Here is a 25,224-nt window from a genome sequence, read left to right as displayed (position 1 = left end):
CCGCGTGGATCAACCATCCGCAGGAGGAAGCCATGTCCCATCCCACCGCCACGCCGGACGCCGTCGTCGAGGCCTACGTCGCCACCTGGAACGAGACCGATCCCGCGCGCCGCCGCGCCGGCCTTGCGGCGGCCTGGACCGAGACGGGGATCTACCGCGATCCGGTGATGGCGGGCGACGGGCCTGCCGGGATCGACGCCATGCTGGCGGGCGTGCAGGCGAAGTTCCCGGGCTTCGTGCTAAAGCGCACCTCGAAGGTCGACGCCCATGGCGGTTCCCTGGGCGGCCCCTCTGGTAGCCCCGCGGGGCTCTATCTGCGCTTCACCTGGTCGCTGGGTCCGGCCGACGGCCCCTCGGTCGTCGAGGGCGTCGATTTCTGCACCGTGGCGCCGGACGGGCGGCTCGCGTCGGTGGTCGGGTTCATCGACAAGATGCCGGGGTGAAGAGGCGCGCGGCGGGCGCCGATGAGGGTACGTAAACGAAATAACCGCAATAAACGAAATAACTGCAGGGAATGTCGCACCCCCGAATCGGCGGATATTCGCGCAAGAAAATTACGCATCGTCTCGGGGCGGTTACCCCGCCCGAACCGGAGCGCAGCGGATTCGAGGGATCTACCCCCTCATCCTGAGGAGGCCACCCCTCGAATGCCTCGGGGTAAACTCGTGGCCGTCTCGAAGGATGGGCAACACACGCGGTGCTCGTTCCCATCCTTCGAGACGCGGTCCTGTGGACCGCTCCTCAGGATGAGGTTTGTGTGCTCGGAGCCGGGCGATTCGATCTCGCCCGGCAAGTTCTTCCTAGGCCGCTTGCTTGACCTCGACCGGCTCGCTCCGGATCAGGTGGTCGAAGGCCGACAGCGCGGCCTTCGCGCCCTCGCCCATGGCGATGACGATCTGCTTGTAGGGCACGGTCGTGGCGTCGCCGGCGGCGAAGATGCCGGGGACCGAGGTCTGGCCGCGGGCGTCGATCTCGATCTCGCCGCGCGGGCTGAGCTCGATCGCGCCCTTCAGCCACTCGGTGTTGGGCACCAGGCCGATCTGCACGAAGATGCCCTCGAGCTCGATCGTCTTTTGCTCGCCCGTGGTGCGGTCCTTGTAGGCGAGGCCGGTCACCCGGGCGCCGTCGCCGTGCACCTCGGTCGACTGCGCCGAGACGATCACCGTGGCGTTGGGCAGCGAGCGGAGCTTGGCCTGCAGCACCGCGTCGGCGCGCAGCTGGCTGTCGAACTCGATCAGCGTGACGTGGCTCACCAGGCCCGCGAGGTCGATCGCCGCCTCGACGCCGGAATTGCCGCCGCCGATCACCGCCACCCGCTTGCCCTTGAACAGCGGGCCGTCGCAGTGCGGGCAGTAGGCCACGCCCTTGTTGCGATACTCGGCCTCGCCGGGGACGTTCATCTGCCGCCAGCGCGCGCCGGGCGAGAGCACGATGGTCTTGGCCTTCAAGGTGGCGCCGTTCTGCAGCTCGACCGTGGCCAGGCCGCCCGGCTGCGTCGCGGGGATCAGCTTGGTGGCGGTCTGCAGGTCCATCACGTCGACCTCGTAGTCCTTCACGTGCGCGGCCAGCTCGGCGGCCATCTTCGGGCCCTCGGTGTGGGAGACCGAGATGAAGTTCTCGATGCCCATCGTGTCCAGCACCTGGCCGCCGAAGCGCTCGGCGGCGATGCCGGTGCGGATGCCTTTTCGCGCGGCGTAGATGGCTGCAGCGGCGCCGGCGGGGCCGCCGCCGACCACCAGCACGTCGTAGGGCTTCTTGGCCGCGATCTCCTCGGCCGCGCGTTCGCCGGCGCCGGTGTCGAGCTTGGCCAGGATCTGCTCCAGGCTCATGCGGCCCTGGCCGAACGGCAGGCTGTTGAGGAAGATCGAGGGCACGGCCATCACGCCGCGCTTCTCGACCTCGTCCTGGAACAGGGCGCCGTCGATCGCGGTGTGGCGGATGCGCGGGTTCAGCACGCTCATCAGGTTCAGCGCCTGCACCACGTCGGGGCAGTTCTGGCACGAGAGCGAGAAATAGGTCTCGAACGTGTAGTCGCCGTCGAGGCCCTTCACCCGCTCGATCGTGTCCTGCGCCTCCTTGCTCGGGTGGCCGCCGACCTGCAGCAGCGCCAGCACCAGCGAGGTGAATTCATGGCCCATCGGGATGCCGGCGAAGCGGACCGAGATGTCCGTGCCGGGCCGCACGATGGCGAAGGAGGGCTTGCGCATGTCCTCGTCGGCCTCGGCGAAGGTCACCTTGTCCGACAGGCTCGCGATCTCCTGCAGCAGCTCCTTCAGCTCGGCCGACTTCGCGCCGTCGTCGAGCGACGCCACCAGCTCGACCGGCAAGGTCAGGCGCTCGAGATAGCCCTTCAACTGCGTCTTGAGGTTGGCGTCCAACATGGGAGGTACTCCTGAACTGAATTTCAAATCCGTCATCCCGACCGGAGCGAAGCGGAGTGGAGGGATCTCTTTTCGTCTAAGAGATCCCTCGGCTTCGCTCGGGATGACGGCTACGCCGTCAGATCTTGCCGACCAGGTCGAGGCTGGGGGCGAGGGTCTTCTCGCCTTCCTTCCAGGCGGCCGGGCAGACTTCGCCCGGATGCGAGGCGACGTACTGTGCGGCTTTGACCTTGCGCAGCAGCTCCGAGGCGTCGCGGCCGATGCCGCCGGCGGTGATCTCGACGATCTGGATCTTGCCGTCCGGGTCGACCACGAAGGTGCCGCGATCGGCCAGGCCGGCTTCCTCGATCATCACGCCGAAGTTGCGGGTGATGGCGCCGGTCGGGTCACCGACCATGACGTACTCGATCTTCTTGATGGCTTCCGACGTGTCGTGCCACGCCTTGTGGCTGAAGTGCGTGTCGGTCGAGACGCTGTAGATCTCGACGCCCAGCTTCTTGAACTCGGCGTAGTTGGTGGCCAGATCCTCGAGCTCGGTCGGGCACACGAAGGTGAAGTCGGCCGGGTAGAAGAACACGACCGACCACTTGCCCTTGCCCTTCAGGTCGGCGTCGGTCACGTCGATGAACTTGCCCTTCTGGAAGGCGGTGGCCTTGAACGGCTTGATCTCGGTGTTGATGAGGGACATTGGCTTGAAACTCCTAGGTTAACTCTTGGCAACGGTTACTTAGGGGCATTCTAAGATCGTTTAAAGCGCAAAATACCGAATTGAATAATCGCTAAAAGCGATTATATGCCCAGCATGAAACCTATCCCGACACTGCGACAGCTCCGCTACCTGGTGGCGGTGGTGGATCGCTGCCACTTCGGGCAGGCGGCGGCGGCCTGCACCGTCAGCCAGTCGACGCTCAGCGCCAGCATCCAGGAGCTGGAAGAGCTTCTGGGGGCGCCCCTGCTGGAGCGGACCAAGCGCTCGGTCGTGCCGACGGCGCTGGGGCGCAAGGTCGCCGAGCGCGCGCGCGGCCTCTTGAAGGGCGCCGAGGATCTGATGGATGTGGCCCAGGCGGCGCGCGATCCGCTGTCGGGGCCGCTGCATCTCGGCGTCATCCCGACCATCGGCCCGTTCCTGCTGCCGCGCGCCATGCCGCGCCTGCGCGAGAGCTTCCCGAAGCTGCAGCTCTATCTGCGCGAGGACCAGACGGCGCGGTTGCTGGAGCGACTGGACTCGGGCGAGCTCGACGCCGTGCTGCTGGCGCTCCCCTACGCGCTGGGCGACCTCGAGGTCATGGATCTCGGTGCCGACCGCTTCTCGATCGTCTATCCCGCCGGCCACACCCCGGCGGCCAGCATCGCCGACGAGAACCTGCTGCTGCTGGAGGATGGACACTGCTTGCGCGAGCAGGCGCTGGCGGCCTGCGAACTGGAGGGGGCGCGGCGCAATGCCGGCTTCAACGGCACCAGCCTGCATACGCTGGCCCAGATGGTGGCGAACGGCCTGGGCGTGACGCTGATGCCGCAGATGGCGCTCGACGCCGGGATCCTGCGCGGCCTCGACGTGACGGTTCGGCCGCTGATCGGAGCGGCCCCGAATCGCCGCATCGGTCTGGTCTGGCGGCGTTCGTCCGCCCGCGCCGAAACGTTCCGTGCGCTGGGAGACGCGCTGAAGGACGAACTCGCGATGTAATGAAGAAGAAGCAGATCAGCTCTGCAGGAATGATTCGCCGTGTCCCACAGGCGGTCGTGCTACTTCGAATCTGCAGAGATTAAAGGCCTGTGCGCCCGACCGCGGATCTCGCGGTCGGGCTATTTTTTTGTCCAGGCGCTGCCGCCGTTACGGCTGCTGGCTCGGGGCCGGCGTCATCGGTTCCGGTGTCGGCGTGGCCGGGATCGGCGCCACTCTCGGGACGGTCGGAGTCCGCGTCTCGTTGGTCCGGGCGTCGATCGAAGCCGGGTCCGGGGTGCGGGCCAGATCGGTCCGCTCGGGGCGATCGCCCGAGAAGAACATCAGGCCTGCTGCCGCCACGATCGCGGCCACCACGCCCACCACCAGATAGAGTCCTCGGCTCGGGGAGCGCGGCTCGAAAGCCACGTCCTCGTAGGCGGGTTTGTCGAGCTTGGGGTCATAATCGCTCATTGCCCCTTACTCCTGAGGAGCCGCCGGCGTCGTGGCCGGAGCCGGGGACGCAGGGTTGGCCGGGATCGGGATCGAGGTCGGGCGACCCGCGTCAGGCGTGACGCCCGGCGTGTCCGTCACCGTACGCTCGATCGGGGCCGGGGCCTGCGCCTGCTCGGGGCCGAGGGCGCTGTTCTGCGGATTGCCAAAGTAGAGAAAGCCGCCGACCAGGGCGACGCCCGCCAGGGCGGCGAGCAGGATGTAGCCCGGACGACCGCTGTCCGGCGCATCACGGTACGGATCGGTCGGATCATAGCCCGGACGGCCCGGACCCAGGTTCGGATCGTAATTGCTCATCTGGTCCTCCTTTTGCTGTGACTGGTGGACCAACGACTCCTCGCGCCAGATGGTTTCGCCGGAGGGGGGTGCCTGCTACCCTGCCTTGCAAATTCCGGAGGTCTAGAAAATGCCCGATTCGCTGCCCTTTTCGGCTCCCCCGACGGAACCGGCGCTGCTCGACGAGGCGGGTGCGCGGGCGCTGGTTGCCTCCTACGCGCCGGTCAGTGTGACCGCCGCGGTCAAGGACATCGGCCGCATCGATGCGCATATGGGCCGCTTCATCGCCCTGTCGCCGATCTGCCTGATCGCCACCGCCGATGCCTCGGGCAAGCAGGACGTGACCCCGCGCGGCGATCCGCCGGGCTCGTTCAAGGTGCTCGACGACAAGACGATCGCGCTGGCCGACCGGCCGGGCAACAACCGGCTCGATACGCTGCGCAATCTGCTGGAGAACCCCGAGGTCGCGCTGATCTTCCTGCTGCCGGGCGTCAACGAGACGGTGCGGGTGGCTGGCACCGCGCGCCTCTCGGTCGATCCGGCGCTGCTCGACTCGATGGCGGTGCAGGGCAAGGCGCCGAAATGCGCCATCGTCGTCTCGGTCCGCCAGGCCTACCTGCATTGCGCCAAGGCGCTGCTGCGCTCGCGCCTGTGGGCGCCGGATTACGTCCAGCCCAAGGGCACCTTCCCCTCGATCGCGCGCATGGTCGGCGACCAGATCGGCTTGAGCGAGGACGAGAAGAAGAAGCGCGAGGCGGTCACCGAACACGCATACAAGGAAGGTCTATGGGCACCTATACAGTAACCGGCCAGCGCGCCCGCCAGATGCGGGTGGTGCCGGCGGAGGTGCTGAAGCGCCTCTATGCCCGCGACGATACCAAGGGCCTGATCCAGACCGGTGCGCATCTCGCGCTGCTGGTGCTGGGCGGCTGGCTGGTGCTCGAGACGCGCGGCACCTGGTGGGTGCTGCCGGCGCTGCTGCTGCAGGGCATCTTCGTGAATTCGCTGTTCGGGGCCATGCACGAATCGGTGCATTACGGCTCGTTCAAGACGCGCTGGATGGCCGACCTGCTGGCCTTCTTCTCGGGCGCGGCGATCCTGAACAATGCCGGCTTCTACCGGCACTATCATCTCGCCCATCACCGCTATACGCAGGATCCCGACCGCGATCCCGAGCTGATCACCTCGGTCACGCCGACCGGGTGGCGCAGCTATCTCTTCCGCGTGAGCGCGATCCCGTTCCTGATGATCCGCGTGCGCGACATCTTCCTGTTCCCGTTCGGCTTCAAGGGCGACGTCACCTACATCCACGACCAGGCCTGGCCCGAGGTGCGGCGCTGGGGCCGCTGGCTGCTCGCCCTCTATGCGGTGCTGATCGTGGGCTCGATCCTGCTGCGCACCGACGTGCTGCTGTGGGTCTGGTTCTTCCCGCTGCTGGTCGGCCTGCCCCTGCTGCGGCTCTATCTGCTGACCGAGCACACGCTGTGCCCCAACAGCGACGACGGTTTCGCCAACACGCGCACGACCCTGTCCAATCCGGTCGTGCGCTTCCTGATGTGGAACCTGCCGTACCACGCCGAACATCACCTGCTGCCGAATATCCCGTTCCACCACCTGCCCGAGGCGCACCGGCACCTGCGGTCACACCTGAAATACGTGGCCAGGAGCTATACCCAGACACATGGGGAGATCATCCGCAGCTTCCGCTAAGGTCGAAGCATGCGGACGAACGAAGGAACCTGGGCGGCCGACAATGTACGGCTGCAGCGCGGCGGCACCCTGAAGCAGGCCCGCATCGTGTGGAAGACCTACGGCACGCTGTCGCCCAAACGCGACAACGTCATCCTCTACCCGACCAGCTACGGCGCCCATCACACCGATATCGAGTGGCTGGTCGACGTCCGGCACTGCCTCGATCCCAGCCGCTACTTCATCGTCATTCCCAACATGCTGACGAACGGCCTGTCGTCGTCGCCGTCCAACACGCCGGATTTTCCCGAGGTCACGACCTACGACAACGTCATGCTGCAGCGGCAGATGCTGCTGGAGCTGTTCGCCATCGACCGGCTGAAGCTGGTCTATGGCTGGTCGATGGGTGCCCAGCAGGCCTATCACTGGGGCGCGCTGTTCGGCGAGGCGGTCGAGCGCATCGTGGTCAATTGCGGTTCGGCGAAGACCGCACCGCACAATTTCGTCTTCCTCGAAGGCATCCGCACCACCCTGCAGGCCGCCGCGACGCCGCAGCAGGGTCTGCGCGCCATGGGCCGCATCTATGCCGGCTGGGCGCTCAGCCAGACCTTCTATCGCCGCGAGATGTGGCGCGGACTGGGCTTCGACAGTCTCGAGGATTTCCTCGTGCGGTCGTGGGAAGCCAACTTCCTGCGGCGCGACATGCACGACCTGCTGGCCCAGCTTTTCACGTGGCAGAACGGCGACATCGCCGCCAACGATCTCTATCGCGGCGATCTGCAGATGGCGCTTTCCGGCATCAAGGCCAAGGTGCTGCTCATGCCGTCGGCCACCGATCTCTATTTCCAGACCGACGACAACAGGGAAGAGTTGCCTTATCTGAAATACGGGAAGCTGGTGGAGATCCCGTCCGTATGGGGTCATCGCGCCGGCAACCCACGCGACAATCCCCAGGATGCCGCGTTCATCGATGCCCAGGTGGAGGCTCTGCTGAATGATTGAGGTACTGCCCGCGGACGGGCTGGTGATCGTCGCCAAGCACGAGTGCCACACCTGCGTGCTGGTCGAGCCGGTGATGCAGCGCCTCGACAAAGTGGGCCCGCTCACCGTCATCACCCAGGACGATCCGGCCTTTCCCGCCGGCGTCGGCCGCGTGCTCGACGACCAGCAGCTCGAACGTTCGTTTCATCTCAACATCGAAGCCGTGCCGACCCTGATCCGCTACGAAGGCGGTCGCGAGGTCGGGCGCACCGTGGGCTGGGATCGCGCCGAATGGACCCGCCTCGCCGGCGAAGCGGCCGCGGGCGAAGGCCTGCCGGCGTGGCAGCCCGGCTGCGGTTCGCGCAGCGTCGAGCCCGGCGTGCAGGAAGCGCTGATCGCGCGCTATGGCGATCCCGGGCTGGCGTCTCGCGAGATTCCGGTCGGCGAATGGGACGATCCGATCGAGGCCTGCTTCGAGCGCGGCTGGAGCGACGGCCTGCCCGTCGTGCCGCCGACCGACGAGCGCATCCTGCGCATGCTGGGCGGCACCGACCGCAAGCCCGACGAGATCGTGGGCCTGATCCCGCCCAATCTTGCGCCCTGCACCGTCGAGAAGGTGGCGATCAACGCCGTGATGGCGGGCTGCAAGCCGGAATACATGCCGGTCGTGCTGGGCGTGCTGGAGGCCGCGCTCGATCCGCTGTTCGTGCTGCACGGCCTGCTCTGCACCACGCATTTTGCCGGACCGCTGGTGATCATCAACGGACCGGCCGCCAAGGCGGTCGGCATGAACTCCGGCATCAACGCGCTTGGCCAGGGCAACCGCGCCAATGCCACGATCGGCCGGGCGCTGCAGCTCATCGTGCGCAACGTCGGCGGCGGCCTGCCCGGCGGCATGGATCGCGCGACCCTGGGCAACCCAGGCAAGTACACGTTCTGCTTTGCCGAGGACGAATCCGATCCCGACTGGGAGCCGCTGGCGCAGCGGCGCGGCATCGCGGCCGGCAAGAGCGCCGTCACCCTGTTCCATGCCGAAGGCGTGCACGGCTTCATCGACCAGAAATCCCGCACGCCGGAAGAGCTCGCGCGCTCGCTGGCGATGGGCCTGTTCGGGGTCGGCCATCCCAAGCTCTGCGACTCGGGCAACGCCGTGCTGGTGCTCTCGCCCGAGCACTACAGAATCTTCAAGGAGGGTGGCTGGAACCGCCGGCGCATCGAGGACGCGCTCTATCAGGCCCTGAAGCGGCCCGGCCGCGACCTGATCCACGGCGCCCAGGGTGTGGCGGAAGGGCTGCCCGCCTCGATGGCCGACAAGATCGTCGACAAGTTTCCGCCTGACGGTCTGCTGATCGTTCGCGCCGGCGGCCCCGCCGGTCTATTCTCGGCCATCATCGGCGGCTGGCCCGGACAGCGCGTGCGCGAGGAATGCCAGGCCGTCACCCACGAGATTCGCTGAAGGACACCGGTTCATGAACTATTCGAGCAAGCTGCGCGATCCCACGGCCGAGACTTCGCCGACGCGCCGCGCCCGCCTCGCCCCGCCGCCGTCGCTCGACGGCAAGGTCGTGGCGCTGATGGATATCGGCAAGTCGGGGGGCGCGGTGTTCCTCGACCGGCTCGAGGGCCACTTCAAGTCGGCCGGCGTGGCCACGAAGCGCTATCGCAAGCCCACCAACACCAAGGTCGCGCCGGCGTCGGTGCTGCAGACCATCGCGGCCGAGGCACAGCTCGCGGTGATCGCCTTAAGCGATTGAGGCTCCTGCACATCGTGCAGTCTGCACGACCTACATAGTCTCGACGGCCGCGGCCTGCCCGGCGTCAACATCGTGACCACCGAGTTCGTGGACGGCGTCACCGCGCAGAGCGATGCGCTGGGCTTCGAACCGGCGGTCGTCTACGTGCCGCATCCGATCCAGAACCGCACCCGGGCCGAGATCGACGAGATCGCCGACCGCGCCTTCACCCAAGTGATGGCGCTGCTGAAGAGCGCTTAGGACAAAACTGTCGTCCTGAGCGCAGCGAAGGACTTGGCGGAGCGACCAACGGACTGCGTGGCCGGCGAGAGATCCTTCGCTTCGCTCAGGATGACAAGTGTGGGGACCGTCGCCTCCAGCTGCTGCCGCCTAATCCTTTTCCGGCACGATCGCCGGTTGGACGATATCGTCGACGGTGACGTCCGCGTCGGGTTCCACCGGGGCGCTCGACTGCGGCGGCAGCGGCGCGTTGGCGATGAAGGCCGCGACGACGGCGGCGGTCGCGCGCGGCGCTTCTTCCATCGGGTTGTGGCCGAGATTCTCGAAGATTTCGAGCTTGGCGCCCTTGATGTCCTCCTGGAAGCGGAAGGCATCGGCGACCGGCACCCAGCGGTCCTTGGCGCCCCAGATGATCAGGGTGGGCACGTCGAGGCGCTTCAGCACCGTCGGATCGAGCGGCTCCTGGGTGCGGGCACGCTGCAGCGTCGCCTCGCGGTTGCCGGGGAAGCGCTGCAGCTCGGCATAGCGCTTGACCCGCTCGGTCGTCACCATCGCGGGATCGGCATAGGCGTCGGCGAGCGACCGGCGGACCACGCCCTCCGGCTTGAAGTAGATTCCGATGTCGCCGACGAGCGGTGTGCGGGCCAGCCGGGTCGGCAGCGGCGCGCTGCCATCCTGGCGCGGATAGCCGGCGGCATCGACCAGCACGAGCTGGATGACACGATCGGGCCGCGTGGCCGCGAAGGTCCAGGCGACGGCGGCGCCCAGCGAATGGCCGGCCACGACGACCTTGTCGAGGTGCAGCGTGTCGATCAGCACCTCGATGAAATCGGCATAGGCCTCGACCGTGTACTCGTCGCGCGGCCAGGTGCCGGTCAGGCCATGGCCCGGCAGGTCGACGGAGATGACCCTCGCCTCCTTGCCCAGCTCGCGCGCCCAGCCCTCCCACATGTGCAGCGAGCCGTTCGAGCCGTGGATCAGCACGATGGGCACCCCGTCGGGATTGCCCTGTTCGCGGACATGGGCGTTGACGCCACCGACATCGACGAAGCGCGAACGGTCGTTGGCGTAGCGCGCGATCAGGGTCTCCGGCGGCAGCGACGGCGCGTAGGCCCACATCGCCACGCCCGCGAACACCGCCGCGGCGAACAACGCATAGAGCGGCCAGCGCCGGGGCGGCGCCTCGTCCCTACGCCGCCGCGGGGCCATCGCCCGGCCTGTCGTTCGAGGTCTCCTTCGCCTCCGGCGAAGGATCGGCGTGCAGCGAGAAGTTCACCTTGTCGAGGCCGCGCAGCCTGATTTCCGGCACAGCGCCTGGATTGAGGATCTTCTGCTCGATCAGCTTGGCCAGGATGGCGCGGTTGAGATCGTTGGTCACGATCAGCCGGTCCTCGAGGCGCGCCACGAACACGAACAGCTCGAACTCGAGCCCGTCGGACCCGACCTTGACGAAACGCACGATCGGCGCCGGGATGCGCAGCACGCGGGCGTGCCCCAGCGCCGCCTCGCGCAGGATCGCCTCCATGGCGTCGACGTCGGAGCTGACCGGCACGATCAGCTTGATCTCGAGGCGGCTCGACGTGTCGGAATAGGTGCGGTTGACGACCGGATTCTGCAGGAACAGGCTGTTGGGCACGATGACGTGCGTGCGCTGGAACGTTTCGATTTCCGTCGCCCGGATGTTGATGCGCCGCACGAAGCCCTCGTGGCCGTTCACCGTCACCCAGTCGCCCGCCTTGATCGGCCGTTCGACCAGCAGGATGACGCCGGAGATCACGTTGTTGGCGATGTTCTGGAGTCCGAGACCGATGCCGACCGACAGCGCGCCCAGAACGATGGCCAGGTTGGTGAAGTCCACGCCCAGCGCGCCGATGCTCACCAGGATGGCGATCATCACGCCGGCATAGTTGAGCCCGGCATCGATCGACTGGCGCAGCGGCAGCGGCGCCTCGACGGTCGGCATCACGCGGTCGCGCACGACGCTGCGGACAAGACGCGCCAGCAGCATGCACACGAAGAAGGCGACGATCGCCATGCCGACATTGCCGAGCGAGATGGTGACGCCGCCGACTTTGACGCCGCGCACGAGCTGGCTCATCCCGTCGATCATCGCATCGGTGTCGACGTTCCAGGCCGCCGGAATGGCGATCGCCAGCAGCAGGACCAGGGCGGCGTCGAACACCAGCAGCACCAGATACTGGCCGCGCAGCGTGCTGTCGGGCGCGAGGCCGAAGGCGCTGCGGACGAAGGTGCCGGAGGGGGTGCCCGGGGCGGCTGCGGCGTCGAGGAGATCGGCCACCAGCTTGTGCAGAAGAAAGGCGATCGCGATCAGCAGGCAGGTCGTCGAAATCGCGGTATGCAGGTGCGCGCCCAGGGTCGCGTAGCCGATCAGCGAGCAGACGATCGACGACAGGACGGCGACGACCAGCAGCAGGCGTGCGACCGCCCACCAGGTCCCGCCGATCATCGGCGGCAGTTCGGAGCCCTCGGGGCGGTCGGCGTGCCAGGCGCGGTTCGACAGGGTCGACAGGCTGAGCATGGCCACGACGGCCGTCAGCACGACGGCGCCGACCGAGGCGACCGCATCGCGGCCCTCGCCGCGGCTGAGCGCGAGGTAGACGAATTCGAGCGGCAGGCTGATCGAGTAGAGGCGCCTCAGCGCCCGCGACAGGTAGTGGGCGCTGTCGTCGCTGAACGGCAGGACGCGCCATTCGGGGCGTTCCGGCGACAGGGCTGCGGCGGTCATGCCGAACACCAGCAGCAGCAGAATGAGGCGGCCCACGGCTTCGGGGATCAGGGCGTCGATCGGCGACGGCGGATTGCTCGCGAGCAGGAGCTTTCCGATCAGCCACACCGCCAGGATGGGGACGAGCACGAGGCCCAGCCCATCGATGGCGCTGACGATGGTCTGGTCGCGCCGCGCGTCGATGTGCGTGCCACCCCGGCCGAAGCGCCGGCGCAGGGCGCGCCCGACCCACCACAGGATGATGGTGAGCGCGGCCCACAGGCCAAGCGGCACCAGTTCGGGGCTGCCGGCGCTCAGGGTGAGGAAGCCCTCCTGGCTCCAGTTCGCCATCGCTCCGGTCAGCGTCTTCACCGAAGCCATGAACTGGGGGCCGATCTTGTGCCATACGCCGGGCGAGAGCGGAGACGGGTCGCGGCGCAGAAGGGTTCGCAACACCAGTTCGCCGCGCAGTTTGGTCAGCCGCTCCAGCAGCTGGTCGGCGCGGGCGATCACCACCTCGCTCTGCTTGACCCGGCTCTCGGCAATCGTGGCCTGTTCGGTGAGCCGTTCGCGGTCTGCCTTGACGGCATCGGTTTCCGGCGGTGCGTCGGCGCCGGGCTTCAGTTCGAGCGGGGCCAGGAGCTTCTTTGTGTCGGCAAGGTCGCTGCGGGCGAAGGCGGCGGCGGCCATTGCGGCGGTGCGCACGTCGGTCGTCTGCTCGCGCAAACTGTCGATCTCGACCGGCAACAGGTCGGCCTGCTCGGTGCGGGTGGCGATGCGGTCGAGCTGGCGACCCCAGAGTTCGGCGAGCTGACTGAAGGGCCGCTGCGGCTGCGGCACGGTCTGGGCGGAAGCCGCGACGCTTGCGAAGAGCAGCGCGAACCATGCGAGGCGAACGAGAGACCGCATTCGGTGCGCAAATCCTGGAAACGACGAATGGCTTTGCATGGTCACTACCACGGGTGGCCCGGAGCAAGCCACGACGCAGACTGTCTGGCCGGGCAGAAGGGCGAAATCAGGGCGCCGCTTCGGCGTTGACAGCGTCGTGGCGACGCGGAACCTTGCCGCCCGAAATGTGAAGGGGAGACGAGAGATGGCCGAGGGGCAAGGATCCGTGGGCGAAATCCGCATCGAGCCCGACCGGCTGCACGCTTTCACCATGGCGATCTGCCGGGCCGACGGCAGCTCCGCCGAAGAGGCGAAGCTCGTGGCCGACCATCTCGTGCTGGCCAACCTGTTCGGCCATGACAGCCATGGCGTCGGCATGATGCCGTCTTATATCCAGAACACCCTCAACGGCGCCTGCAAGCGCAACCACCACGCCACGATCGATCGCGACAACGGCGCGGTGATCGTGGTCGAGGGCGGCGCGGGGTACGGCCAGGTCATCGCCAAGGAGGCGATGGACATCGGCATCGAGCGGGCGAAGAAGCACGGTGTCTGCGTCGTCGGCCTCAAGAACTCCCATCACATCGGCCGGATCGGTCACTGGGGCGAGCAGTGCGCGCGCGCCGGCATGGTGAGCACCCATTGGGTGAACGTGCACGGCCACAAGTCGCTGGTTGCGCCGTTCGGCGGCGCCGAGGCGCGCTTCACGACCAATCCCTACTGCACGGCCATTCCGCGCAAGGGTCAGGAGCCGATCGTGCTCGACTTTGCGACCAGCCAGGTGGCGATGGGCAAGGTGCGGGTCGCCAACAACAAGAAGATCCAGATGGAGGAGGGCCTCCTGATCGATGCCGCCGGCAACGCCACGACCGAGCCGGGCGTCATGTACAATCCGCCCTACGGCGCCATCCTGCCGTTCGGCCTGCACAAGGGCGGCGGCCTGGCCGTGATCTGCGACCTGCTGGCCGGCGCGCTGACCGGTGGTCGCACGCACAGCCCGCGCACGATCAAGAAGAACGGCACCGACATCATCAACAACATGCTGTCGATCATCATCGATCCCGACTCGATGGGCGGCACCGCCTTCTTCGAGGACGAGGTCGACACCTTCATCGACTGGGTGAAGTCGGCCAAGCCGCAGCCCGGCGTCGCCGAGGTGCTGGTGCCGGGCGAGCCCGAGCGGGCGCGCAGGCTCGATCGCCAGAAGAACGGCGTGCCGATCGACACGACCACCTGGCAGCAGCTCGTCGAAACGGCCCGCAAGGTGCGCTTGAACGACACGGATATCCCGCAGATGGCCGGCGCCTGACGCGACCGGAGCCGACAGGAGAGACCGACCATGGCCAAGATGAAGCTCTACTACTCGCCGTCGTCACCCTATGCCCGCAAGGTCAGGGTGCTGGCGATCGAGGCCGGCCTCGACAAGAAGATGGACATGGTCAACGTGGCCCTGACGCCGGTGGCGCCCAATGCCGACGTCGACAAGCACAATCCGATCGGCAAGATCCCGGCGCTGTCGACCAAGAACATGGACCTCTTCGATTCGCCCGTGATCTGCGAGTATCTCGACAGCCAGCACAAGGGCCGCAAGCTGTTTCCGCGCAAGGGCCGCGAGCGCTGGATGGCGCTGCGCCAGCAGGCCATGGCCGACGGCCTGCTCGATGCCGCGCTGCTCGCCCGCTACGAAGGCTTCCTGCGGCCGGAGGAGAAGCGCTGGCCCGACTGGTCGAAGGGCCAGATGAAGAAGATCGACGGCGTGCTCGACCAGCTCGAGGCCGAATCCAAGGCGCTCAAGGGCAAGCCCACCATCGGCACCGTCTCGATCGGCTGCGCGCTGGGTTATCTCGACTTCCGCTTCGGGCATCATGACTGGCGCGCCAAGCGGCCGAAGCTCGCCAAGTGGTTCACTGCCTTCGCCAAGACGCCGTCGATGAAGGCCACGGTTCCGCCGCCGGCCTGACGTCATGACCGCCGACCAGATCATCGCCCGCCTCGGCCTGCAGCCGCATCCCGAGGGCGGGCACTACCGGGAGACCTTCCGCGCCGCTGCCGGAGAAGGTGGTCGCGGCGCCAGCACCGCGATCTTCTTCCTGCTGAAGGCGGGGGAGCGTTCGCATTGGCACAGGGTCGATGCCGACGAGGTCTGGCATCACTATGACGGCGCGCCGCTCGAGCTGGCGATGAGCGACGATGGTCGCACGGCGCGGCACCTGCGCCTCGGCCGCGACTTCGGTCTGGGCGAGACGCCGCAGATCGTCGTCCCGCGCGGCGTCTGGCAGGCCGCCCGCTCGCTCGGCCACTGGACGCTGGTCGGCTGCACCGTGGCCCCGGCCTTCGACTTCGCGGGCTTCGAACTCGCCCCGCCCGGCTGGCAGCCTGGCGCCTAGACTTCCGTTTCAGGTTCACCCAGACACCCTCATCCTGAGGAGGCCCCCCTCGGATACCTCGGGGTAAACTCCGCGCCGTCTCGAAGGATGGGCAACAAACGCGGTGCTCGTGCTCACCCTTCGAGACGCGCTCCTGCGGAGCGCTCCTCAGGGTGAGGTGGATTTTGGGAGGTCCAATAGGATTCCGGCTCAGTCGGAAAGACTCTGACGCTTCCAGAGTTCGCGCGAGGCCAGCGCGGCGCCCGCCGTGACCAGCAGCGCCGCGGCGATCAGCGTGCCGCTGGGCTCGGCAAGTCCGAAGGCAACCAGGATCGCGGTCGAGAGGATGGGCGTCGCATAGGAGATCGCCCCCAGCGCGCGGATGTCGCCGCGCTTCACGGCGTGATCCCAGAAATAGAAGGCCGAGCCGGCCGGACCGAGGCCCAGCGCGAGGACCGCGAGCCAGGCCGTGCCGGTGGCGGGCCACACGGTGTGCTCGAAAGCGAGATGACAGACGAGCGAGAGCAGGGCCGAGGCGGCGCAGAAGGCGGCGATGGCGTCGGTCGGTGTTTCCCCGAAGCGGCGCGACAGAACCGAATAGATCGACCAGGCGAAGGCGCAGCCCAGCGCCAGCAGGTAGCCCAGCGCATGGTTGTCGGCGAAGCTCAGTCCGCGGCCGAACGCCAGCAGGGCCACGCCCGAGAAACCCAGCGCGGCGCCGGCGAGATGCGGCCAGTGCAGCCGCTCGCCGGCCAGCGGCGCCGAGAGCAGCACGATGAGGAGTGGCCACAGGTAGTTGATCAGGTTGGCCTCGGCCGGCGGCGCGAGCTGCAGCGCCGCGAAGTAGAGCGCGTGGTAGCCGAACAGGCCGCCAATCCCGAGCAGCCAGACGCGCGCCGGCCAGCCCACGAGGCCGGCCCAGCCGACCCCGTTGGCCCGGGCGCGCACGATGCCGATGGCGGCACCGACCGCGAAGGTCATCGCGACCATCTGGAACGGCGGGATCGGTCCGGCCGAAACGGATAGAAGAGCGAGCGAGCTCCACAGGCAGATCGAGATCAGGCCCGCCGCCATGGCGCGGCGCCGGACGGTGTCGGCTGTGGTCATTGGGGCCGCATAGAGAACGGGACGGGGATTGTCGAGCAGATGCGCGGACGTCGATTCACGGTTACGATAAGATTGCAGCGGAGCCTGGATGTTCGTTAGGCCGACCAATCCGATCAGTCATCGACTGGCGCGTATCGCCTTCATCTTAGCGACCGTGGGGTCGCTGATCGTCGCCGTTTCCGGGCCGCTGCACCGCTTTCTCGGTCTCGACATAGAGGCTGCAATCGCGGTCTTCCGCTACGGCTTCTATCTGACGGTGGCCGGCGTCGCGCTGGGACTGGCCACCATCCTTCCCGCCCGCCCCGGCGATCGTCGCCGAGGCAGCGTCGCCGCCTTCCTTGCCATCGTGATCGGCGCCGCCGGCGCCTGGGTCCCGCTGCACTGGTTCCTGCAGGCACAGCACCGGCCCGCCATCAACGACATCACGACCGACACGGCCACGCCCCCGCCGCTGGTGGCGACGGCGCAATTGCGGCGCGGGGCACCCAATCCGCCGGCCTATCCCAAAGAGAATGCCGCCCTGCAGCGCGCCGCCTTCCCCGACATCGAACCCGTCACGCTCGCGGTCCCGCCGGCCGAGGCCTTCAAGCGCGTCGAGCGCGTGGCGGCCGCTCTCAATTGGGAGATCGTGGCGCGCGTGCCGGCAGACGGCCGGCTGGAAGCGACCGTGACCAGCCCCTGGTTCGGCTTTCGCGACGACATCGTCGTCAGGGTTCGCCCCCAGGGGACCGGCAGCCGGATCGACATCCGCTCGAAGAGTCGCAACGGGGAGGCGGATCTCGGCGGCAATGTCGACCGCGTCCGGGCCTTTCTCGCCCGACTGAAGAGCGAAGGGTGACGGGAGGCTTCAGGCGGTCGGCAGGTTGAAGCCAAAGAGTGTGCCGCGCTCGTTGGATGCGATCAGGGCGATGTCACCACCATGCAGGCGCACCAGGTCGCGGGCGATCGCGAGGCCGAGGCCGGTGCCTCCCTGCCGCCCACCGGTGGTGAAGGGCCGGAACAGTTGCCCTGCGACCGCCGTGGGGATGCCGGGCCCGTTGTCCGCGACTTCTATCAGGAGGGAGCCGGCGCTGCGCCGGGCGCGGATGGTCACGCTCGTCGCGCCGGCTTCGAAGGCGTTGCGTCCGAGATTGATGAACACCCGGTAGAGCAGGTCGCGGTCGCAGCGCGCGATGCCTCTGTCGCCGATTTCGTTCAGCCAGCTCCGCAGGATATTGGGATCCCTGTCCTCGCCCTGCTCCTGCAGCGCCACGCCCACCTCGTCGACGAGGTCGGCGAGATCGACTTCGGCCAGCCGGGGCGACGGCTTTTCCCGGACATATTCGATGGCGTCGCTGGCGAGGCGCGCGGCACGGTCGATCGTGCTGAGGATGGTCGGCGCGAGCGCCCGCGTCCGCTCGTCGTCGCTGCGCGCCAGGCGATCCGACAGCAGCCGCGCGGTCGAGAGCATGTTGCGCAGGTCGTGGTTGATCTTGTTGGTCGCCGCGCCGACCTCGGCCAGGCGCGACTTCTGGCGCAGCGACGCGCGCAGCTCGCGTTGCAGGATCTGGAACTCGTGATCGACCACGCCGATCTCGTCGTTGCGTCGCACGGGCGCGCGCTCCGAAACGCCTTCTTCCGGCGCCCGACGGAAGGCGACCATCGCCGCCGAGAGATCCTGCAATGGCCGCACGACCAGCCAGCGCAGCGTCAGATAGAGGAGCGAAGCGGTGAACAGCGCGACGATGATCGACAGGATGAGGATGCGGCTGGTGTAGCCATACATCGCCGCCCGCATCGGGCGCTCGTCCAGGACGATCCAGACCATGGCGCCGGGGAGCCGGACCGATTCCCCACCGACCCGGATGAGATGCGAGCCGTCGCGCGCCATCGCTTCCAGGGCATCCAGGATCAGGCCGAGCGCTCCGCGGTCCTTCAGGTTGAAGCCCTGCATCTCGGGCCGGGGCTCGATGTTCATCAGGGCGCGCTTGGGCTTGTTCGGCTCGAGGAGCACCACCGCCTCGACGCGCGCATGGGCGAGCAGCGATCCCTTCACCTGCTCCGTCACCATATTGTCGGGTGTCGCATCGAGGGCCAGGGCCGCCAGCGTGCCGCTCTCGATCAGCTGTTCGAGATAGACCAGCCTGAAGCGGGCGATCGACGGCAGGAAGATCGCCACCTCGGCCGTCATCACGGCGACGATGACGAGGCCCAGGATACGCCAGGACAGGCCGAAGGTGGCGGTCAGGCGGCGCGCAGGGCGGCGGGCGGTCTCGGCCGGCAGGGTGACGTCGGCAGTCATCGCTTGCTTCTACCAGACCGGCAATCGCGCGAGAAACCGGACGAGCAACTGCGTGCGTGGTCCGAACAGGGTTTCGCTGTAGTAGCTCCCGGCCGCCCGCTTGGCGATCTCGCCGAGCGTCGGATAGGGCGGCACGAAGCTCGCCAGGGTCGAGATCTTCAGCCGGCCGGAGAGGGCCAGGCACCAGCTCTGGATCAGTTCGCCGGCCTGCGGCCCCGCGATGCCCGCCCCCAAGACCCGACCGCGTCGGTCGGCGATCACCTTCACCAGACCGTCGGTCTCGCGCTCGGTCTGCGCGCGATCGTTGTCCGCGAACGTCCAGCGCAGCACCCTGACGCCGTCGCCGTGCCGCGCTCGCGCGTCGCGCTCGTTGAGGCCGACCTGCGCCAGTTCGGGATCGGTGTAGGTCGCCCACGGCACGATGCCGGGATCCAGTCGGGCAGGGGCGCGGAACAAGGCACCGCGAATGAACAGCGAGGCCTCATGGCCTGCCATGTGGGTGAAGGCGTAGCGGCCGTTGCAGTCGCCGATCGCCCAGACGTTGCGGTTGGACGTGCGCAGGGACTCGTCGACCGTGATGCCGCGCTTGTCGTGGGCGACCCCGGCCTTGTCGAGGTCGAGACCGTCGACCGTCGGGGCACGCCCCGTCGCGACCAGGAGATGGGACCCTTCGACGCGGCCGCCGGGCTCGAGCACGGCTGCGATCCCGCCCGCGGTGCGTTCGATCCGCGCGACCTTCGTCTTCTCGTGCAGCGTCACGCCTTCGCGGCGCAGGCGGGCGACGACGATCGCTGAGAGTTCGGGATCGTCCTTGGCAAGGCAGGTCGCCGCTTCCAGCACGGTGACCCGGGCGCCCAGCCGCCGGAAGGCCTGCGCCATCTCCAGTCCGATCGGGCCGCCGCCCAGCACCACGAGGTGCGAGGGCAGAACGCGGTTGGCGAAGATGGTCTCGTTGGTGAAGTGCGGCACGTCGGCGAGACCCGGCACGGGCGGCAAGGTCGGACGGGAGCCGGTCGCGAGCACGATGCGCTTGCTGTGGATGCGATGGCCGCCGGCCTGCAGCTCGGTGCGGCCGGTGAAGCGCGCCTCCTCGCGCAGGACGCCCACGCCGAGCTTTTCGAAGCGCTCGACCGAGTCGTTGGGCGCGATGGACGCAATTACGCCGGCGACGTGATCCATCACCTTGCCGAAATCGACGGTGGGTTCGACCGGGGCGATGCCGAAGATCGCGCCGCTGCGCTGCGCCTGTGCCGCCCTGGCCGCTGCGATCAATGCCTTCGAGGGGACGCAGCCGTAATTGAGGCAGTCGCCGCCCATCAGCCCGCGCTCGATCAGCACGACATCGAGGCCGAGTTGCGCGGCGCCCGCTGCCGCCACGAGCCCGGCCGAGCCGCCGCCCACGATGCAGACGTCGGGGGTGAGCATGGCGCTCATCTCACGGGGAGCGCTGCCGGCGCAGGCGGGCGAAGACGACGGGCAGGAGTGCCAGCACGGCAAGGCCCAGCAGCGGCAGCAGAATGCGCCATTCGAAGATGATGCCGAGATCGGGGTGCTCGCCGCGCTTCAGGACGGCGCCGAGGCCTGCCCCGACGCCCGCATAGATGATCGAGGCCGGTACGATGCCGATCATCGTTGCGAGCGCATAGTTTCTCAGTCTCATTCCGAGCAGGGCCGGCACGATGTTGATCAGCCAGAAGGGAAATACGGGGACCAGTCTCAGGAACAGGAGATAGTTGAAATCGCTTTCCCGGAATCCTTCCTCGAAGCGCGCCAGCGTTGCGCCGGCGCGGGCCCGGAAGAGATCGCGAAAGGCGTAGCGTGCGGCCAGGAACACCGCGATCGAACCCAGGGTCGCGCCGATCACCGACAGGCCGGCGCCCGCCCAGGTACCGAACAGGAAGCCGCCGACCGGAGTCGCCAGCACGGCGACGGGCAGCGAGAAGGCCACCATGACCGCGTAGGCCAGCAGGAAGGCAAGTGCCGCCAGTGGGCGATGGTCGGCAACCCACGTCGTCAGCGTGGCCTTGTGGCGGACCAGCATGTCGTAGGAGACATAACGCTCGAGCCCGAGCAGCAGGAAGGCGGCCAGCCCGACCAGCAGGATCGCCACCGGCAGCAGCCGGCGCAGTGTCGACGTATCCATCTGGCCTTTCGTCTCCCCCCGCCTCGATATTGACGCTGCGGGTCCGATCCTCAAAGCACATGCTGTCACGCCTGAGTGATTGGCAAGCTGGGGGCCGTGGCGGCGACACTCGGACGAGCCCTGAATCGTTGCCACCATGCCGAGAGTCGTGGTCGTCGGGCCAGCAGCTCGGCCCCGCGCGCGGACTGCGCGAAGTAGGCGACCATCGCCCCCAGATGAAAGTCGGCGAGCGAGATCTCGGGGCCCGTCAGCCAGGGCTCCGCTGCGGCCAGGTCCTCCAGCGCGTCGAGCACCTTGGCGGCGGCCTGCAGACCCTTCTCCAGCTCCTCGGCATCGCCCGCCGTGCCCATATGAGGTCGAACGACATCGTGGACGAAGACCTGCCGGACAAGCGGCCAGTAGGCGTAGGCGTCGACCACGCCCATGATCTGGTCCATGCGCGCGAGCCGCCTCGGGTCGGTTGGCTGGAGGGCCGGAGCGGGAAAGAGGCGGTCCAGGTATCGGATGATGGCGCCGGTCTCATAGAGGGCGAAGCCGTCATGGACGAGGGCAGGCACCCGGCCGAACGGGTGAAGCGCGAGATAGTCGGGCGGAAGATCGGCCGAGAACGGGTTCACCTCCACGCTTTCGTAGGCCAGCCCCTTCTCGGCCAGGACCAGGCGGACGATGCGGACATAGACGCTGTAGCGGTAGCTATGAAGAACGAGGGCCATGGGCCATCCTAGCCCTCGTTGACTCCGAAGGGTCACACGCTTATTACCCTCGCCCACGGAATTTGCTCCCGGTGCACCGCGCGGGAGCTTTGTTGTGTTTAAGGAGTTGCGTCATGAAACGCACCTATCAGCCGAGCAAGCTGGTCCGCGCCCGTCGGCACGGATTCCGGTCCCGTATGGCGACCGTCGGTGGCCGCAAGGTCATCGCGAACCGCCGCCGGTCCGGCCGCAAGCGTCTGTCGGCCTAGTCCGATTGGCTGCGGCGCGCCTCGGGCGTCTGCCGAATCGTAGCGACTTCCTGCGCGTCCAGGCCGGGCGGCGATGTGCCATGCCCGGATTCGTGCTGCAAACGGCACCCACACCCGCCGATCTCGGCGGTCCTGCGATCCGGGTCGGCTTCACCGTGAGTCGCAAGGTCGGCAATGCCGTGGTGCGCAACCGGGTGCGCCGCCGCCTGCGCGAGATCGCGCGCGAGGTCATCCCCGACGCGGCCCGGGCCGACCATGATTATGTGCTGGTGGGCCGCCAGGGCGCCATCGGCCGCGACTTCCTGGCGATGCGGGCCGAGTTGCAGGAGGCCCTGCGGCGCCTCAAGGCCCTCGCTGCCCCCCTAGCGACGCCATGACGTGCATTGGCAGCTTGCGCCGGGCCGCTTAAATCGCCAGTTTCCGGGCCGCATGATGTCCCTGGTCCTGCGCGGCGCGATTCGCTTCTACCAACTCACGCTCGCCTACTTCTTCGTCGGTGCCTGCCGCTACGAGCCTTCGTGCTCGGCCTACGCGGTCGAAGCCGTGTCGAAGCATGGCGCGCTGCGGGGAAGCTGGCTCGCCGCCCATCGCCTGTGCCGCTGCGGCCCCTGGGGCGCCGGTGGCTTTGACCCCGTTCCGCCGGCTGCCGCCCGCTCGCGTGCGCCGCTTTCCTGTCACCCTGCCCGGCGCTTCTGACGCGCCACGAAAGATCGCCGACCAATGGATCAGAAGAATTTTATCGTCGCCATCGTCCTTTCGGTGCTGATCATCGTGGGCTGGCAGGTGGCGTTCCCGCCGTCCAAACAGGCGACCAACACGGCCCAGCAGCAGACGGCCGGCCAGTCGGGCGCGCCTGCCGCCCCGGCCGGTCAGCCGGGCACGCCCGGCACGCAGCCCGGTCCGGGCACCACGCCGATGCAGCAGCCCGTGGTCAGCCGCGGCGATGCCGTCGCGCTGACGCCGCGCGTCACCTTCAATACGGCCGAGCTCGTCGGCTCGATCTCGCTCAAGGGCGCGCGCATCGACGACGTGCAGCTCGTCAAATACCGCGAGACCATCGATCCCAAGAGCCCGCCGGTACCGGTCCTGTCGCCGGTCGGCAGCGCGCATCCCTACTATGCCGAGTTCGGCTGGTCCTCCTCGGACGCCGCGATCAAGGTGCCGGGCCCGGAAACGGTCTGGACGGCCGAGGCACCGACGGTGGCGCCCGGCAAGCCGGTCAAACTGACCTGGGACAATGGCGAAGGTCTGGTGTTCGGCCTCACGGTCTCGATCGACGAGTTCTTCATGTTCGACGTGAAGCAGACCGTCGACAACAAGACCGACAAGCCGGTGACCCTTTTCCCGTGGAGCCTCATCGTCCGCTACGGCGAGCCGACCTATGAGGGCATGTACATCCTCCACGAGGGTCCCTACGGCGTCTTCAACGATACGCTGAAAGAGTTCAGCTACTCCGACTTCAAGGGCAACAAGCAGCAGAAGATCGCCACCACCGGCGGCTGGGTCGGCATCACCGACAAGTACTGGATGTCGGTGCTCGTGCCGGACCAGAAGTCGAAGGTCGACGTCTCGATCAAGCAGACCGGCGCCGGCGCCGACGTGAAATACCAGGTCGACTATGTGGCGAGCGGCGTGACGGTCGCTCCCGGTGCCAATGTCACGACGGATGCCAAGCTGTTCGCCGGCGCGAAGATCGTGCGGGTGATTTCCGACTATGAGAACAAGTACGGCATCGCGAAGTTCGACCTCACGATCGACTGGGGCTGGTTCTGGTTCTTCACCAAGCCGCTGTTCTGGCTGCTCGAGTGGCTCTACGTGCATCTCGGCAATTTCGGCCTGTCGATCCTGGTGCTGACCGTGATCGTGAAGGCCGTGTTCTTCCCGCTGGCCAACAAGTCCTATGCGGCGATGAGCAAGATGAAGCGGCTCCAGCCCGAGATGGAGAAGCTCAAAGAGCGCTACGGCGAGGATCGCCAGCGCATGAACCAGGAGCTGATGCAGCTCTATCGCCGCGAGAAGGTGAACCCGGCGGCGGGCTGCCTGCCCATCCTCGTGCAGATCCCGGTGTTCTTCGCGCTCTACAAGGTGCTCTACACCACCATCGAGATGCGCCATCAGCCGTTCTACGGCTGGATCAAGGACCTCTCCGCGCCCGATCCGCTCACGATCCTGACCGGCTTCGGGATGGTTCCGTGGGATGTCCCGTCGTTCCTGCACTTCTTCAACATCGGCATCTGGCCCATGATCATGGGCGTCACGATGTATCTGCAGCAGAAGCTGAACCCGCAGCCGACCGATCCGGTGCAGGCGCGCGTGTTCCAGTTCCTGCCCATCCTGTTCACCTTCATGCTGGCGCCCTTCGCCGCCGGCCTGGTGATCTACTGGGCGTGGAGCAACACGCTCTCGATCGCGCAGCAGTACATGATCATGCGCCGTCACGGCGCGCCGATCGGCGGCAAGGCGGTACCGGCGACCCCGGCGCCGGCGGCTCCCTCCAACGAAAAGAAGGGCGGCAAGGGCTCCGGCAAGAAGAACTGATGCCCGACAAGTCACCCGACGCCGAAGAGGAAGGCCGTACGCCCGAAGAGATCGAGGCGGCCCGCAAGCTGTTTGCGGGCCCCTGCGACTTCGTCTCGGGCGCCGCGTCGATCGAATCGCTGCCCGGCATCTCGCTGCCGGAAGTGGCCTTCGCCGGACGCTCCAATGTCGGCAAGTCGAGCCTGGTGAATGCGCTCACCGGCCGGCGCACCCTGGCGCGCGTGTCGGGCAATCCCGGCCACACGCGCCAGGTCAATTTCTTCAACCTGGCCGACCGGCTGATGCTGGTCGACCTGCCGGGCTATGGCTTCGCCAAGGTCTCGCGCTCGATGAAGGAGACGTGGCAGGACCTCGCCTCGGCCTATCTGCGCGGCCGCCCGACCCTGATGCGCATCTTCGTGCTGATCGACGGCCGGCACGGCGTGAAGGAGAGCGACCGCGAGACCATGCGCAACCTCGACAGCGCCGCCGTCTCCTACCAGCTCCTGCTGACCAAGACCGACTATCTGCGGGCCTCCGACGTCGCCGCCGCCGTGAAGGCTGCCGAGGCGGTGGCCCGCAAGCACGGCGCCGCCCATCCCGAGGTGCTGCCGACCAGCAGCGAGACCGGCTTCGGCATTCCCGAACTCCGCGCCGACATTTTCGCGGTCGCCCAGGTTTAGGCTTCGGTCTGTCGTCCTGAGCGAAGCGAAGGACCTGACTAGGCGACCAAAGGACTCCGTAGCTAGCGCGAGATCCTTCG

Annotated in this window: 27 protein-coding genes; 16 read left to right on the top strand and 11 right to left on the bottom strand. The window is 67.6% G+C overall.

The window, feature by feature from the left end:
* Positions 1–32 precede the first annotated feature (32 nt).
* Positions 33–443 (top strand): nuclear transport factor 2 family protein, encoded by a 411-nt coding sequence (locus ACO07K_RS24595; protein WP_422032560.1) that lies wholly within the window; start codon positions 33–35, stop codon positions 441–443.
* Between the two features lie 357 nt (positions 444–800).
* On the opposite strand, the gene ahpF is transcribed toward ACO07K_RS24595, so the two are convergent.
* Together ahpF and ahpC are read right to left on the bottom strand one after the other, a co-directional pair.
* Entirely contained in the window at positions 801–2,381 is a 1,581-nt protein-coding gene (gene ahpF, locus ACO07K_RS24590; protein ID WP_422032558.1) for an alkyl hydroperoxide reductase subunit F, read from the bottom strand.
* 118 nt (positions 2,382–2,499) lie between these two features.
* Entirely contained in the window at positions 2,500–3,069 is a 570-nt protein-coding gene (ahpC, locus tag ACO07K_RS24585) for an alkyl hydroperoxide reductase subunit C (RefSeq protein ID WP_422009167.1), read from the bottom strand.
* Positions 3,070–3,183: 114 nt separating this feature from the next.
* On the opposite strand from ahpC, the gene ACO07K_RS24580 reads away from it, so the two are divergent.
* Entirely contained in the window at positions 3,184–4,065 is an 882-nt protein-coding gene (locus tag ACO07K_RS24580) for a hydrogen peroxide-inducible genes activator (RefSeq protein WP_422032556.1), read from the top strand.
* Between the two features lie 147 nt (positions 4,066–4,212).
* Here ACO07K_RS24580 and ACO07K_RS24575 read toward each other — a convergent pair whose 3' ends face one another.
* On the bottom strand, positions 4,213–4,515 hold the full coding sequence (locus ACO07K_RS24575) for a hypothetical protein (protein ID WP_422032554.1): 303 nt from the start codon (positions 4,513–4,515) through the stop codon (positions 4,213–4,215).
* A gap of 6 nt (positions 4,516–4,521) precedes the next feature.
* Complete coding sequence (locus tag ACO07K_RS24570) at positions 4,522–4,851, bottom strand: hypothetical protein (RefSeq protein WP_422032552.1); 330 nt, start codon at positions 4,849–4,851, stop codon at positions 4,522–4,524.
* A 109-nt stretch (positions 4,852–4,960) separates the two neighbouring features.
* Here ACO07K_RS24570 and ACO07K_RS24565 point away from each other — a divergent pair, with 109 nt between their 5' ends.
* From ACO07K_RS24565 to ACO07K_RS24545, 5 genes are read left to right on the top strand one after another with little or no spacing between them, the layout of a single operon-like run.
* Complete coding sequence (locus ACO07K_RS24565; protein ID WP_422032550.1) at positions 4,961–5,635, top strand: MSMEG_1061 family FMN-dependent PPOX-type flavoprotein; 675 nt, start codon at positions 4,961–4,963, stop codon at positions 5,633–5,635.
* Positions 5,617–6,540, top strand: a complete 924-nt coding sequence (locus ACO07K_RS24560; RefSeq protein ID WP_422032548.1) for a fatty acid desaturase — start codon at positions 5,617–5,619, stop codon at positions 6,538–6,540. The genes ACO07K_RS24565 and ACO07K_RS24560 overlap by 19 nt, the downstream gene beginning before the upstream one ends.
* 9 nt (positions 6,541–6,549) lie before the next feature.
* The gene (locus ACO07K_RS24555) at positions 6,550–7,521 is read left to right on the top strand and encodes an alpha/beta fold hydrolase (protein ID WP_422032546.1); all 972 of its coding nucleotides are present in this window, start codon (positions 6,550–6,552) and stop codon (positions 7,519–7,521) included.
* Positions 7,514–8,956 (top strand): thioredoxin family protein, encoded by a 1,443-nt coding sequence (locus ACO07K_RS24550; RefSeq protein WP_422032544.1) that lies wholly within the window; start codon positions 7,514–7,516, stop codon positions 8,954–8,956. The genes ACO07K_RS24555 and ACO07K_RS24550 overlap by 8 nt, the downstream gene beginning before the upstream one ends.
* A 13-nt stretch (positions 8,957–8,969) precedes the next feature.
* A complete protein-coding gene (locus ACO07K_RS24545; protein ID WP_422032542.1) occupies positions 8,970–9,494 on the top strand; it encodes a UGSC family (seleno)protein in 525 nt (174 codons plus the stop codon).
* 129 nt (positions 9,495–9,623) lie between these two features.
* On the opposite strand, the gene ACO07K_RS24540 is transcribed toward ACO07K_RS24545, so the two are convergent.
* Both ACO07K_RS24540 and ACO07K_RS24535 read right to left on the bottom strand, forming a co-directional pair.
* Entirely contained in the window at positions 9,624–10,682 is a 1,059-nt protein-coding gene (locus ACO07K_RS24540) for an alpha/beta fold hydrolase (protein WP_422032540.1), read from the bottom strand.
* A complete protein-coding gene (locus tag ACO07K_RS24535; RefSeq protein WP_422032538.1) occupies positions 10,663–13,107 on the bottom strand; it encodes a DUF3772 domain-containing protein in 2,445 nt (814 codons plus the stop codon). Before ACO07K_RS24535 ends, ACO07K_RS24540 begins: the two co-directional genes overlap by 20 nt.
* 184 nt (positions 13,108–13,291) lie before the next feature.
* Between ACO07K_RS24535 and ACO07K_RS24530 the strand changes: the two genes are divergently transcribed.
* From ACO07K_RS24530 to ACO07K_RS24520, 3 genes are read left to right on the top strand one after another with little or no spacing between them, the layout of a single operon-like run.
* Positions 13,292–14,395: a malate/lactate/ureidoglycolate dehydrogenase gene (locus ACO07K_RS24530; RefSeq protein ID WP_422032536.1), complete on the top strand. Its 1,104-nt coding sequence runs from the start codon at positions 13,292–13,294 to the stop codon at positions 14,393–14,395.
* Positions 14,396–14,425: 30 nt separating this feature from the next.
* Entirely contained in the window at positions 14,426–15,046 is a 621-nt protein-coding gene (locus ACO07K_RS24525; protein WP_422032534.1) for a glutathione S-transferase, read from the top strand.
* Positions 15,047–15,050: 4 nt separating this feature from the next.
* Complete coding sequence (locus tag ACO07K_RS24520; RefSeq protein WP_422032532.1) at positions 15,051–15,473, top strand: cupin domain-containing protein; 423 nt, start codon at positions 15,051–15,053, stop codon at positions 15,471–15,473.
* Between the two features lie 189 nt (positions 15,474–15,662).
* Here the strand turns inward: ACO07K_RS24520 and ACO07K_RS24515 are convergent, their stop codons facing one another.
* Positions 15,663–16,559 (bottom strand): DMT family transporter, encoded by an 897-nt coding sequence (locus ACO07K_RS24515; RefSeq protein WP_422032530.1) that lies wholly within the window; start codon positions 16,557–16,559, stop codon positions 15,663–15,665.
* Positions 16,560–16,647: 88 nt separating this feature from the next.
* Here ACO07K_RS24515 and ACO07K_RS24510 point away from each other — a divergent pair, with 88 nt between their 5' ends.
* Complete coding sequence (locus ACO07K_RS24510) at positions 16,648–17,397, top strand: DUF1499 domain-containing protein (protein ID WP_422032528.1); 750 nt, start codon at positions 16,648–16,650, stop codon at positions 17,395–17,397.
* Positions 17,398–17,406: 9 nt separating this feature from the next.
* On the opposite strand, the gene ACO07K_RS24505 is transcribed toward ACO07K_RS24510, so the two are convergent.
* From ACO07K_RS24505 to ACO07K_RS24490, 4 genes are all read right to left on the bottom strand, one after another.
* The gene (locus ACO07K_RS24505; protein ID WP_422032527.1) at positions 17,407–18,840 is read right to left on the bottom strand and encodes a sensor histidine kinase; all 1,434 of its coding nucleotides are present in this window, start codon (positions 18,838–18,840) and stop codon (positions 17,407–17,409) included.
* Positions 18,841–18,849: 9 nt separating this feature from the next.
* Positions 18,850–20,265 carry a dihydrolipoyl dehydrogenase family protein gene (locus ACO07K_RS24500; RefSeq protein ID WP_422032525.1) on the bottom strand — a complete coding sequence of 472 codons (1,416 nt, stop codon included), beginning with the start codon at positions 20,263–20,265 and terminating at the stop codon, positions 18,850–18,852.
* Positions 20,266–20,275: 10 nt separating this feature from the next.
* On the bottom strand, positions 20,276–20,983 hold the full coding sequence (locus tag ACO07K_RS24495) for a TVP38/TMEM64 family protein (RefSeq protein ID WP_422032523.1): 708 nt from the start codon (positions 20,981–20,983) through the stop codon (positions 20,276–20,278).
* A 65-nt stretch (positions 20,984–21,048) separates the two neighbouring features.
* A complete protein-coding gene (locus ACO07K_RS24490; protein WP_422032521.1) occupies positions 21,049–21,696 on the bottom strand; it encodes a glutathione S-transferase family protein in 648 nt (215 codons plus the stop codon).
* 113 nt (positions 21,697–21,809) lie between these two features.
* Between ACO07K_RS24490 and rpmH the strand changes: the two genes are divergently transcribed.
* From rpmH to yihA, 5 genes are read left to right on the top strand one after another with little or no spacing between them, the layout of a single operon-like run.
* On the top strand, positions 21,810–21,944 hold the full coding sequence (gene rpmH, locus ACO07K_RS24485; RefSeq protein ID WP_068199953.1) for a 50S ribosomal protein L34: 135 nt from the start codon (positions 21,810–21,812) through the stop codon (positions 21,942–21,944).
* Positions 21,945–21,949: 5 nt separating this feature from the next.
* Entirely contained in the window at positions 21,950–22,321 is a 372-nt protein-coding gene (gene rnpA, locus ACO07K_RS24480; RefSeq protein WP_422032519.1) for a ribonuclease P protein component, read from the top strand.
* A 52-nt stretch (positions 22,322–22,373) separates the two neighbouring features.
* A complete protein-coding gene (gene yidD, locus ACO07K_RS24475) occupies positions 22,374–22,640 on the top strand; it encodes a membrane protein insertion efficiency factor YidD (protein WP_422032517.1) in 267 nt (88 codons plus the stop codon).
* A 24-nt stretch (positions 22,641–22,664) separates the two neighbouring features.
* Positions 22,665–24,482, top strand: a complete 1,818-nt coding sequence (gene yidC / locus ACO07K_RS24470) for a membrane protein insertase YidC (protein ID WP_422032515.1) — start codon at positions 22,665–22,667, stop codon at positions 24,480–24,482.
* On the top strand, positions 24,482–25,144 hold the full coding sequence (gene yihA / locus ACO07K_RS24465; RefSeq protein WP_422032513.1) for a ribosome biogenesis GTP-binding protein YihA/YsxC: 663 nt from the start codon (positions 24,482–24,484) through the stop codon (positions 25,142–25,144). Before yidC ends, yihA begins: the two co-directional genes overlap by 1 nt.
* Positions 25,145–25,224 lie beyond the last annotated feature (80 nt).

The sequence above is a fragment of the Reyranella sp. genome (genome assembly GCF_965228225.1).
In the GTDB taxonomy this organism is placed as follows: Bacteria; Pseudomonadota; Alphaproteobacteria; order Reyranellales; family Reyranellaceae; genus Reyranella.
This window is presented reverse-complemented; position numbering and strand designations above follow the sequence as displayed.